This window comes from Chryseobacterium sp. KBW03, assembly GCF_003852415.1.
Classification (GTDB): domain Bacteria; phylum Bacteroidota; class Bacteroidia; order Flavobacteriales; family Weeksellaceae; genus Chryseobacterium; species Chryseobacterium viscerum.
In genome coordinates this window covers 40,353-52,705 of the sequence record NZ_QAJO01000004.1, presented here as the reverse complement: position 1 = coordinate 52,705, position 12,353 = coordinate 40,353, and the positions used below count along the sequence as shown (strand labels likewise).

The 12,353-nt window shown below is 37.3% G+C and carries 11 protein-coding genes; 9 read left to right on the top strand and 2 right to left on the bottom strand.

The genetic code is table 11. The annotated features are described in order from the left end of the window. Positions 1 to 44 precede the first annotated feature (44 nt). The 9 genes from ctlX (at position 45) to DBR39_RS08150 (ending at position 9,115) form a co-directional block, all read left to right on the top strand. Positions 45 to 968 (top strand): citrulline utilization hydrolase CtlX, encoded by a 924-nt coding sequence (ctlX, locus tag DBR39_RS08190; RefSeq protein ID WP_124532158.1) that lies wholly within the window; start codon positions 45 to 47, stop codon positions 966 to 968. 20 nt (positions 969 to 988) lie between these two features. Next, on the top strand, positions 989 to 1,348 hold the full coding sequence (locus DBR39_RS08185; protein ID WP_103233310.1) for an S-adenosylmethionine decarboxylase family protein: 360 nt from the start codon (positions 989 to 991) through the stop codon (positions 1,346 to 1,348). Positions 1,349 to 1,350: 2 nt separating this feature from the next. Then, complete coding sequence (locus DBR39_RS08180) at positions 1,351 to 2,814, top strand: DUF4178 domain-containing protein (protein WP_124532156.1); 1,464 nt, start codon at positions 1,351 to 1,353, stop codon at positions 2,812 to 2,814. Then, complete coding sequence (locus DBR39_RS08175; protein ID WP_228447795.1) at positions 2,807 to 2,998, top strand: hypothetical protein; 192 nt, start codon at positions 2,807 to 2,809, stop codon at positions 2,996 to 2,998. Before DBR39_RS08180 ends, DBR39_RS08175 begins: the two co-directional genes overlap by 8 nt. Positions 2,999 to 3,011: 13 nt before the next feature. Next, positions 3,012 to 3,227 carry a DUF350 domain-containing protein gene (locus DBR39_RS08170; RefSeq protein ID WP_124532154.1) on the top strand — a complete coding sequence of 72 codons (216 nt, stop codon included), beginning with the start codon at positions 3,012 to 3,014 and terminating at the stop codon, positions 3,225 to 3,227. Beyond that, complete coding sequence (locus DBR39_RS08165) at positions 3,220 to 4,734, top strand: polyamine aminopropyltransferase (protein WP_109737751.1); 1,515 nt, start codon at positions 3,220 to 3,222, stop codon at positions 4,732 to 4,734. Before DBR39_RS08170 ends, DBR39_RS08165 begins: the two co-directional genes overlap by 8 nt. Positions 4,735 to 4,813: 79 nt before the next feature. Beyond that, positions 4,814 to 6,298, top strand: a complete 1,485-nt coding sequence (locus tag DBR39_RS08160; protein WP_228447794.1) for an NAD(P)-binding protein — start codon at positions 4,814 to 4,816, stop codon at positions 6,296 to 6,298. A gap of 8 nt (positions 6,299 to 6,306) precedes the next feature. Next, positions 6,307 to 7,332: a hypothetical protein gene (locus DBR39_RS08155; protein WP_124532150.1), complete on the top strand. Its 1,026-nt coding sequence runs from the start codon at positions 6,307 to 6,309 to the stop codon at positions 7,330 to 7,332. A 28-nt stretch (positions 7,333 to 7,360) separates the two neighbouring features. Then, positions 7,361 to 9,115, top strand: coding sequence for a discoidin domain-containing protein (locus DBR39_RS08150; protein ID WP_124532148.1), 1,755 nt, complete (start codon positions 7,361 to 7,363; stop codon positions 9,113 to 9,115). Between the two features lie 47 nt (positions 9,116 to 9,162). Here the strand turns inward: DBR39_RS08150 and DBR39_RS08145 are convergent, their stop codons facing one another. Both DBR39_RS08145 and DBR39_RS08140 read right to left on the bottom strand, forming a co-directional pair. Beyond that, positions 9,163 to 10,023 (bottom strand): alpha/beta hydrolase, encoded by an 861-nt coding sequence (locus DBR39_RS08145; RefSeq protein ID WP_124532146.1) that lies wholly within the window; start codon positions 10,021 to 10,023, stop codon positions 9,163 to 9,165. 80 nt (positions 10,024 to 10,103) lie between these two features. Next, a complete protein-coding gene (locus DBR39_RS08140) occupies positions 10,104 to 12,353 on the bottom strand; it encodes a TonB-dependent receptor domain-containing protein (protein WP_124532144.1) in 2,250 nt (749 codons plus the stop codon).

Below are 12,353 nucleotides of genomic sequence, written 5' to 3'. Positions count from 1 at the left end.
GTACTCTTTCAATCTTTTAATTTTCAATCTTTTAATCAAAAAAAATGCAAACAACAGATACAGTATTAATGATAGAGCCGATTGCATTCGGTTACAACGCTGAAACAGCGAAAAACAATTACTTCCAGGTGGAACAGACAGGTTCTGATATTCAGTTCAAAGCTTTGGCTGAGTTCAATACCTTTGTTGGAAAACTGAGAGGAAAAGGAATCAATGTAATCACGATAAAAGATACATTGGATCCTCATACGCCGGATTCTATTTTCCCGAATAACTGGGTAAGTTTCCATAAAGACGGAAAAGTGGTTTTATACCCGATGTTCGCATCCAACAGAAGAGTGGAAAGAAGAGAAGATATTATTGAAAGCATCCAGGATCAGGGCTTTAAAGTCGCTGAAATTGATGACTGGTCTTTTTCTGAAACACAGGGGCACTTCCTGGAAGGAACGGGAAGTATGATTTTTGATCATGACAATAAAATTGCTTACGGTTCTGTGTCTTTAAGATTAGATGAAAAACTGTTCAGAGAATTCTGTACAAAATATGGCTTCACTCCGGTTGTTTTCCATTCATTCCAGACGGTAGGAACGGAAAGACTTCCTATTTATCATACCAACGTAATGATGTGTGTGGCTGATCAGTTTGTAGTAATCTGCCTTGACTGTATCGATGATGAATTGGAAAGAGAAAAGGTAATTGAAACCATTAAAGGTTCCGGAAAAGAAATTATTGAGATTTCAGAAGACCAGATGCAGCAGTTTGCAGGAAATATGCTTCAGGTTCAGAACAAAGACGGAGAGAAATTCCTGGTGATGAGCCAGACTGCTTACCAGTCTTTAACAACAGAACAGGTTGCAGCTATTGAAAAATACTGCAAAATTATCTATTCAGACCTCAATACCATTGAAGTAAATGGAGGAGGAAGCGCAAGATGTATGCTTGCTGAGGTTTTTCTTCCAAAAAAATAATATATTTACGAAAAAATTAATTGAACCCATTATCAAGTAAAGGTTTACATATTCTTCTGACTTTGGAAACAGAGTCAGAAGATTTGTTATTAGACAGCAAAGGTTTTCTGACGTTTACGGAAGAAATTTTGAAAACTAAAGATGTAGAAATTGTAGGAGTAACCAATCATGTTTTTGAAAATGAGAGTTTTACTTCGGCAGTGATCCTTAAAGAGTCGCACCTTTGTATCCACACGTGGCCGGAATTTAAGCAGCTTACTTTTGATGTTTTCCTATGTAATTATACCCAGGATAATACCACAAAAGTAGAGCAGATCGCAGATGAAGTGGTTCAGTATTTTAAAGCTAATACCATTCAAAAACACAAAATTTACAGATAAAAATGCATTATGTCTGCCCAGCATGCGAATCAGAAAATAAATTAGATCTCAGTTTTCCTATTGAAGAATATGTTTGCCAAACCTGCTATCATCTCATTGATGTAGCCGGAAACAAACAAATCAAGCATTTGAAAGTACCGACAGAAAACGTGGTCTTGGACGTCGGACAGAAAGGGAAAATTGAAGGTGTAGAATATACGGTCGTTGCTATCATTGTCAAGAAATATGGCTCCAGTATTTTCTGGCGCGAATACTATTTAAAAGACAGCAAAGGAAATGATGCTTTCCTGAGTGAAAGTGATGGACATTGGGTTTTCCTGATTTCTATGCATCCCGATGATTTTAAAGGTAAAAATTCGAGATTACCAACCTATCTCGGACGAACTTATCGCTGGTACGAAAACTCCCAGTGCAGTATTGAAGCTGCAGCCGGTTTTTTTGATGAACATGTGGATTTCAGTATTGCTACCTACAAAGAATATGTCAACGGAACCCGTATGATCTCTCAGGAGAAGACCAGCAAGAAAAGCCAGTATTTTTACGGAGTTCACATTTCAAAATATGATGTTAAAAGAGCTTTTAAAATAGCCAATCTCCCTCATTATACAGGAGTAGGGATTGTTCAGCCTTATTATTTTGATATCAAACAGACTATAAATATTTTTTGTGCGGCTGCATTGATGATATGTCTGCTTCAGTTGTATGTGTATACTTCAAGAACTAATGAAACTGTTTTTGCGGAGACCATCAATTTTGCAGATGTACAGGGCAAAGAAATGGTGAGCAAGAGTTTTGCTCTTTCAGGAGGCTCAGCACCCTTAAAGGTGAGTGCTTTTTCAGGTGTTGATAATTCCTGGGCGAATATCCAGCTAAGTCTTGTGAATGAAAAAACCAATGAAATCATCTATACCTCTAAAGATATCGAACAATACCACGGATATGAAGATGGGGAAAGCTGGTCAGAAGGAAGTCAGTCCGAAGAATTTAATCTTTGTGGAGTAAGCTCCGGAAAATATCACTTTCTTATTTCTGCAGAGAAGGAAGGTTCTTTACCTACCTTTTCCAACCTTCAGTCTCCAGATTCAAAGGTGATGATATCCCGGGATAAATCAGGAACTATAGAGGTCACCGATCTATTTAAGGCTCAAACCACAACCTTTGCAGACGGAAAGACACTGGAAAAAGATACATCGGAAGTAGTCAGACTTACTAAAGCGTCTTTCGGAACTCAAAAGCTGGACTCCCTGATTAATGCTGAAGCGCCTAAGCTCACTACAGATCCCATTTCAAGCAATACTTATGTACAGCTCAAGGCAACCTGGCTTCCCATTTCATTCTGGAATTTTGGATTTATTTTATTCATAATGGTCGCTATGTTTGTGGCTATCTATATAGGGAGGTACTTCTTTAATGTGAATAAATGGAAAAACAGTTCAAACTCACCTTATTCTACATCGTATGACTAATATTTTAAACTATATAAAACAAAACTGGATACTCTGCCTGATTGGTAGTTTTTTCATGACATGGTTTGTATATCTTACCTACCAGGGAAATCAGGTCTGCGACTGTGCCAAAACGGAAACATACCGTGACGGAACCACAAGAAGCCATTCCAGAGTAGGATTCTACAGATACTATCACAAATAAAAATATAAAAACTATGGACAACATCAATTTCTTACCAATACTAAACTCGGTTCTTTACTCATTTTTAGGAATCGCAATTCTGCTGGTATGCTATTTCATTATTGAAAAGCTTACACCGGAGAAAACATGGCATGAGATCGCTCAGAACAAAAACGTAGCCTTGGCTATTGTCTTTGGAGCATTTATCATCGGAATTTCAATGATTATAAGCGCTGCAATTCATGGATAAGAAGAGGATTCCTCTTGAGCTGCTTTTATTGTTTTCAGTATTCGTCATTGCTACATGTGGATTGATTTATGAATTGGTGGCCGGAGCCCTGGCGAGCTATCTTTTAGGAGACTCTGTAAAGCAGTTTTCTTTCATTATCGGGGTGTATCTCTTTTCAATGGGAGTGGGTTCCTACTTTGCAAAATTCATCAAAGGAAATCTGATTGATAAATTCATTGAGATCGAAATCCTTGTAGGAATCGTAGGAGGAATCAGCTCTGTTGTGCTGTTTATTTTGTTTAATACTCTCGCACATTTTGAAAGCGTTCTCTATCTTTTTGTCTTTTTTACCGGATGTCTTGTTGGGGTGGAAATTCCACTTTTGATGAACATTTTAAAAGACAGAGTTCAGTTTAAAGATTTAGTTTCAAATGTCTTTGCATTCGACTATATCGGAGCATTACTGGCATCTATTCTATTCCCATTGGTTTTGATTCCAAAGCTGGGAATTGTAAAGACCCCTCTTTTTTTCGGACTGATTAATATTTCTATTGCGATATTTCTTTGTTATTACCTTAAAAAAGAATTATCAAAATCATTTTCATTAAGAGTAAAGTCGATTTCGGCATTTGTTTTCTTGCTTGGACTTTTCTTTTTTTCAGATACGATTTTATCTTATTCTGAAGAAAAGCTATATGGTGAAAATGTAGTATATACCAAAAGCTCACCTTACCAAAGGATTGTGTTGACGAGAAATACCCATGAATTTCGTCTCTATTTGAATAACAATTTACAGTTTTCATCCACCGATGAATACCGTTATCATGAGGCCCTGGTACATCCTGCGATGTCTATGGCAAAAAACATTGATAACGTTTTGATTTTGGGAGGAGGAGACGGCTTTGCAGCAAGAGAAGTATTGAAATACAAAGACGTTAAAAAAATAACGCTCGTGGATCTTGATGGTGAAATGACCCAGTTTTTCAAGACCAACGAAACCATGCGCAGGCTGAATCAAAGTTCCTTTTCCAATCCTAAAGTGGAAGTTATCAATAAAGACGCTTACATTTGGGTAAAAGAGAACAGGAAAAAGTTTGATGTCATTATCATAGACTTTCCTGATCCGTCCAACTACAGCCTGGGAAAACTATATTCCCTGCAGTTTTATAAAGAACTGGAGAGACTGACGACTCTTGATACCAAAATTGTGGTTCAGACCACCTCTCCGTATTTTGCGCCGAAATCGTTCTGGTGTATAGAAAAAACGATCAATCAGATTTTTCCTTTCACAGCTGCCTATCATACTTATGTTCCGTCTTTCGGGGAGTGGGGATTCTCTATGGCTTCATTTGAACCCATCAACAACAGAATCTACAGAAAGCTTCCCGGTTTAAAATACTATGATTACAACTTTTCACAGATGTCTTATTTTAATAAAGATATGAAAGTGAAAGACGTAGAAGTTAACCGTCTGGATAACCAGATACTAGTTCGTTATTTTGATGAAGAGTGGGGAAAAGTACAGTAGAAAGGATTTTCTTAAAACTATATTTTTAGGTAGCCTTATGCTTCCCTTTTTGCAGTATTGTGGAAAAAAGGTAAAGTCTTTGTTGCTTAAGATTACCGGAACAAATCATGTTCTCGGGCATAAGCTGTGGGCAAAAGATTTTCCACAGTTTTCAGAAGTTATCCACACCCAATATCTTATTGTGGGCGGTGGAATTTCAGGACTTGCTGCTTGCAGGTTTTTCAGTCAGCATAATGAAAACAATTATCTTCTTCTGGAAATGGAAAATCATCTGGGGGGAAATTCTTCCAATGGGCAGAACTCGTTTTCAAAGTTTCCGTTGGGAGCCCATTATTTACCCTTACCCAATAAAGAAAATGTAGAAATCATAGAATTTCTGACAGAATGTGGAATCTGTCTGGGAACTGAAGAGAATGGAGAACCCATTCTTGATGAATACCAAATGACTTTTCCACAACAGGAAAGACTGTTCTATAAAAACTCCTGGCAGAATGATATTGTTCCTCAGAGAGGGATCTCAAGAGCAACTCAGCAAGAGCTTAACCGCTTTTTTAAGCTGATGGATGAGTTCCGCCTGAAGAAAGATGCACGGGGAAAATATTGGTTTGCCATTCCGGTGCATGATTCAAGCCAGGAAGATGAGGTCTTAAACCTTGAAAAAATCATTTTCAAAGACTGGCTGAAGGAAAACAACTATCACTCAGAAGAACTTCTCTGGCTTTTGGATTACTCCTGCAGAGATGATTTCGGATTAGGCATAGACTATGTTTCTACATGGGCAGGCATTCATTATTTTGCCGGAAGAAAGAACAACTGGAGTGCGAAATATAAAGATCAGGTATTCACCTGGCCGGAAGGAAATGCCAGACTGGCAAAACATTTCTCAAAATATACAAAGGGGAAACATATGCCCGGGAATCTTGTCTTTGATGTAACACTCAATGATCAAGTTGAGGTATTGAGCTTTGATAATATTCAGAAGAAAACAAAAAAGATCATTGCGGATAAAGTACTGTTTGCATCCCCTCAGTTTGTGAACGAGAGAATTTTTAATCATAAGAAAGCCCAATCGTTTAATTATGTTCCATGGCTTTTAACAACGATTACTTTAAAGAATGAATTCGGAGGAGATGAAGAACTGGCCTGGGATAATGTAATCTATGGAAGTTCAGGATTGGGGTATATCTTTGATCAGCATCAAAATCTTAACCAGATTATAGGAGAAAGAGTAATTACCCATTATAAGAGTTTTTCAACCGGAGACTGCAGAAAAGCAAGAAAAAAGCTGTATGCAATGAAAGATGCTGAACTTAAAAATTTAGTTTTGAATGATCTGAAGAAAGCACACCCGCTAATAGAAGATTTTATTCTGGAAATGCAGTTTCATAAAATAGGACATGCGATGATTGCGCCGGTTCCTAACCAGATTTTTGGAGAAGCAACAAGGATAGCAAAAGAACCTATAGACGGGAAAATATTCTTCGCCCATTCTGATCTTTCGGGAATATCTATTTTTGAAGAAGCTTTTTATCAGGGAATAAGAACGGCCGGACAAATGATATAAATTATAATATGAAACAGCCTTGGATACACAATGCAAAAACAGACTGGTGGTTTATTTTATCACCGCCTTTTCTGGTACTGTTGATTATTTTTCTTTTTCAGAAACAGATCCAGGGATTGGAAAACCATTATTCTTTTTACACATGGCTTTTCCTGATTGTTTTTGTAGACGTAGCCCATGTCTATTCTACACTGTTCAAAACCTATTTTGTAAAAGGCGAAATACAGAAGAATAAACTGCTTTATCTCGGCATTCCTGTTCTAAGCTGGGTATTGGGTATTGTTCTATTTCAATTGGGAAGCCTGACATTTTGGTCGGTACTGGCTTTGGTTGCCGTTTTTCATTTTATACGCCAGCAGTACGGGTTTATGAGACTTTATGCCCGATTTGAGCCCAATAACTGGAGCAAAAAAATAGATGAGGTAGCTGTTTATTCTGCGACAATCTATCCTATGTTATACTGGTTTAAAACACCCCGCGCCTTTACCTGGTTTGTCAACAATGAATTTGAATGGCTTCAAAACCTTCCGGATTATATTCCTCTGATTACCGTCACCTATTTTACAATTCTGATCATTTGGATCGTTAAAACTGTTTTCGAAGCTTTCAAAACAAAAAATATTAATTTTCCTAAAACAGCATTGATCACCGGAACCTTCCTTTCCTGGTATTTTGGAATTGTATACTTTAACAATGACCTTCTCTTTACTTTCTTGAATGTGGTTTCCCATGGAATTCCTTATATCGCATTGATTTATATTCAGGAAATAAAACAAAAAGAAAATCATCAGCTGAACAGAATGCAGATTTTTAAATCTTTTTCAGGAGTCTTTTTATTTGTAGCGGTCATTTTGGGTTTTGCTTTTCTGGAGGAGTTTTTATGGGAAACTTTGGTCTGGAATGAGCATTTTTCTTTGAATGTGATGGTTTCAGAAAAACTGTTTCAGTTTTTGGTTCCGCTGTTGGTCGTTCCTCAGCTTACCCATTATCTTCTGGATGGCTTTATTTGGAGAAAACCAAAAAAAGTTAGTTAACTTTGCCCTGAATGTTTAAAATCTGAAAATGAGACAATATCTTTTATCATTAGCAATTTTTCTGGGAATCATGGTGGGCGGTCAGCAGAAAACTTTCTGTAACCCGATTAATATAGACTACGGATATACCCCTTTCGAAGTTTTTTCAAAACAAGGGAAACACCGTGCTACAGCAGATCCTGTCATTGTTAATTTTAAAAATAAACTGTTTCTTTTTTCTACCAACCAGGAAGGCTATTGGTACAGTGATGATATGCTGGACTGGAAGTTTGTAAAAAGGAAATTTCTAAGAGACAATAAATATACCCACGATCTGAATGCTCCGGCAGTCTGGGCAATGAAAGATACGCTGTATGTTTATGGTTCTACCTGGGAACAGGATTTTCCCATCTGGAAGAGTACCAATCCTACCAAAGACGACTGGAAAATTGCAGTGGATACTTTGAAAGTAGGAGCGTGGGATCCGGCATTCCACTATGATGAAGATAAGAATAAGCTATATCTGTACTGGGGCTCAAGCAATGAATGGCCTCTGTTGGGAACAGAAGTGAAAGTAAAAAATCTTCAGTCTGAAGGTTTTGTTAAACCTATTCTTAAATTAAAACCTGAAGATCACGGATGGGAACGTTTTGGCGAATACAATGATAATGTTTTTCTTCAGCCTTTCGTAGAAGGAGCCTGGATGACTAAGCATAACGGAAAATATTATATGCAGTACGGTGCTCCGGCAACAGAGTTTAGCGGATATTCTGACGGAGTGTACGTGAGCAAAGGTCCTTTAGAAGGCTTCGAGTATCAGCAGCATAATCCATTTTCATACAAGCCTGGTGGTTTTGCCAGAGGAGCAGGGCACGGAGCTACTTTTGAAGATAATTATAAAAACTGGTGGCACGTTTCCACCATCTTTATTTCCACTAAAAATAATTTTGAAAGACGACTTGGAATCTGGCCGGCAGGTTTTGATAAAGACGATGTGATGTACTGCAATACAGCCTACGGAGATTATCCTACTTATCTTCCGCAATATGCACAGGGAAAAGATTTTTCAAAAGGTCTTTTTGCAGGATGGATGCTGCTGAATTATAATAAACCGGTTCAGGTCTCCTCTACATTAGGAGGTTACCAGCCCAATTATGCAGTAGATGAAGATATTAAAACTTACTGGAGTGCCAAAACCGGAAATTCCGGAGAATGGTTCCAGACAGATCTGGGTGAGATTTCTACCATCAATGCCATTCAGATCAATTATGCAGATCAGGATGCCGAATTTATGGGGAAAACCCTGGGAAAGATGCACCAATACAAAATCTATGGATCTAATGATGGAAAGAAGTGGAATGTAATTGTGGATAAAAGTAAAAACACAAAAGATGTTCCTCACGATTATGTAGAATTGGAGAGCCCTGCAAAAGCCCGTTTCCTGAAAATGGAAAATCTGAAAATGCCCACCGGAAAATTTGCATTGAGCGGTTTCAGAGTATTTGGGAAAGGAGGCGGAAAAGAGCCTGCTAAAGTAGAAGGTTTTGTTCCTTTAAGAGCTGATCCTAAGAAATATGGTGAAAGAAGAAGTATCTGGATGAAATGGCAGCAGAATTCTGAAGCAGACGGCTATGTGATCTATTGGGGAAAATCTCCCGATAAAATGTACGGAAGCATTATGGTATACGGAAAGAATGAATATTTCTTTACAGGAGCCGACAGAACTGATGCTTACTATTTCCAGATTGAAGCTTTCAATGCCAATGGAGTTTCAGAAAGAACAGCGCCTGCAAAGTCTGAATAAAAGCAATTAAGAAATAAAAATAACACGTTTTGAATGATCAGGACGTGTTATTTTTTGTCCGATTTTTTAAGAAAAGCTGCTATTTTATTGATAAGAAATTCATCATTGGGCTTTTTATCCCAATCCAAATGTCCACCATTGAATTGATAAGATTCATGAATGATATGATTTTTATTTAAAATGGAATCTAGGATTTTTTCTTGTGAGGAAGGGATAACGCGGTCTGTACTTCCATAGTAGGATAAGGTAGGAGGGGAGCTTTTTGTGATCCATTTTACAGGGCTGGCAAAATCTATACGTGATATTCCCAGTCTTGGTATATCAGGATCTACAAGTCTTTCCTGAACAAAAGAATATTCCTGATAATTTTTGAAACCCGGATCTGAAAGATCACTTGGACCCACAATATTAATAACGGCCTTTACTTTTTTATCAGAATCGAATTGATAGGCATATAACATGGATAAATGTCCTCCGGCACTGTTTCCCAATAATATGAATTTAGGATGATACTTGAGTTTCTTTTCTAAAAAGACAGAGACCTCTTTAATATCGTTTATTTGATTAGGCAGCCCGTAGTTGGATGCTGATGCCAGTCTGTAATTCATATTAACGAAAATATGATCAGGAAATTTCTGCATCAGAGAAAGAGTGAAAAATGTCAGCTGTGACTTATTTCCACTACGCCAGCCCCCACCATGGATGATCATGAAAACATCTCTTTTTTGGATTGTTTTTTTATTGGGAATGTAAATGTCCATCACCTGTTCAGGACTATTTCCGTACTGAATATTTTCCTCTTTATCAAAGTTGATATTGTTGCCTAGTTTTATCTTGTTTTCTTTACAGCCAGTCCATAGAAAAAGCAAACTGAGGCTGATTAAAATAATATGCACACATTTTTTCATAGCGATTAAATATAAAAAATCCGCTGTAAAAAAACAGCGGATACCGTAAGAATAATTGAATATGAAGAAAGATACTTCTCTTATTTTGTTCTACTTTTGATGGCATCAGATGCGCCTTCGATGTCTCTTACCTTTTTCACTTTCTGATTTCCGAAATTGTAGGTAAGGCTTACCATTACGTTTCTATTGTAGCGGTTTTGGTGGATGTAATTGTAATTCCCATTGTCCTGGAAGTCTTCAATTTTAACAATATTGGTATTCAGGACATCATTTACATTCACTGCAAAAGTCCAGTCGTTCCATATTTTCTTGATGCTAAGATCTAAACTCATTAGCTCTTTTAGTAATCCAAGCTCGATCTGCTGTTTGTCTACGAAGAAATAATTAACTCCAAAGAACCATGTTTTCTTTTTATCAAGACGGATGGTGTTGTTGGTCTGGATAAGAAGACTGGTGGAATTTGTTTTGTTAGTGTATACAATATCTTCACCCTTCTGATTTTTGAATCGGTCTCCTGTAGTAGGGTCGATGTCAAGACTTCCGTTGTTGATGTTATGTTGAACTCCAATATTGAAGTTGGTTGTCCAGTATTGTTTAAAAAATGATTTCTGAAGGCCCAGCATTGCAGACATTTCCTGTTTGTTTCCAAAATTGGTTCTGATATATCTCAATACAGGATTGGCGCCCACTTTACCATCCGGAGCTACCGGATATCCCTGTAACGGAACCTGAGTAATAGCATCCTGAATATAAGAATGGTTTAGAATCAGGAAATATGAATTTTTAAACATATAAGTTAATTCCTGATTGTACGTTGAAGATGCTTTTACAAATGGGTTGTTCTGAGTATAATTATCATCTGTCAGAATATTTCTTACAGGATTAAGTTCCCAGAAACTTGGTCTTCTCATTCTGCTTGAAAAGGAATACGAAATGTTGTTTTTATCATTAATCGCATAATTCACGCTCAGATAAGGAAGAAAGTTTTTGTAGTTTCTTTCAATTCTCTTAAGGGCTTCTGTAGGTGCATTGTCAGAAGTTCCCAAGCTGTTGGTAATCTCGTATCTCGCTCCTATTTTTCCGGAAAGTTTATCGGAAATCTTCTTTTCAACGGTAAGATACACACCATAGATGTTTTCATCATAGATAAAATGATTGGGTCTGGGATCCGGATTTTTTACGGGATCAAAAGAATAAGTAATGTTTTTAGAATCGTTGTCTGTTTTGGTTTTGTTATAATTTCCTCCTATTGATACTGTCAGATCATTTTTAAATTTCTGAATATAATCTACCATTCCGGAGAAGTTATTAATGATCTGAGGGAGATCCTGAAGCACTTGTGTTGTTCTTGTTCCCAGCCCTCTGTTGATATCTGAAGCGAAGGTTTGGTTATCTGTGAACTGAAATCTTCTATAATTCAGATAGGCTGCATTTACATTCAGCTTACTGCCTAATGAATCTGTTTTTAATTCATAATTTAGATTCAAAGAATTGTTATAAGACCTTGCATCTTCTTTGTTTTTGGACCATGTATATTGTGTGCCTGTTTTTTTTATGGTATTAAACAAATCTACTGTTGAATTATAGCTTTTATTAGCCCATGTATTCCATGATAATGCCAGGTTGCTTTTGTCATTCAGCTGGTAATCAATATTCAGATAACCGCCGATATTTTTGTTGGGGTCGTTGATATCTCCGGTAGATTCATTGGAAGTATTTGCGGTACCATTTCTTAACGTATAAGTTTGTGCCTCAATATTTTCCCCACCGCTAAGATTGGCGCTCACTCCCAGCTTATCTTTTCTGTAGTTAGCTGAAAAACTGGCCTGGCTTGCGTTATATTTACTGGTTGTATTAGACATTCTCATGTTTCCGCTGAGACCGTCACTCATTTTTTTCTTTAAAACGATGTTGATGATCCCATCCGATGATTCTACCTGATATTCACTTCCGGGAATCGTTATAACTTCTATTTTCTGAATGTTTTCTGCCGGAGTATTTTTCAGGAACTGAGCAAGAGACTCAGCATCCATATTGGTTTTTCTTCCGTTGATATAGATCAGGGCATTATTTTTTCCTGCAATTTTCAAGGTCTTATCATCAGTAGAAGATAATAACGGAGTCTGCTTCAGAAGGTCAAAAGTGGTATTTCCTTTAGCAACCGGAGAAGCGGCTACGTCATATACAAAACGGTCACTTTGCTTTTTGAAAACCTGTTTCGTGATCGTAACTCCTTCTATATTTTTAGTTTTTGCCGTATCAGATTTCTTCTCCTGAGCAAATGCGCAAGTACCGAATACGATAGCCATTGACAAAATTATACGTTTCAT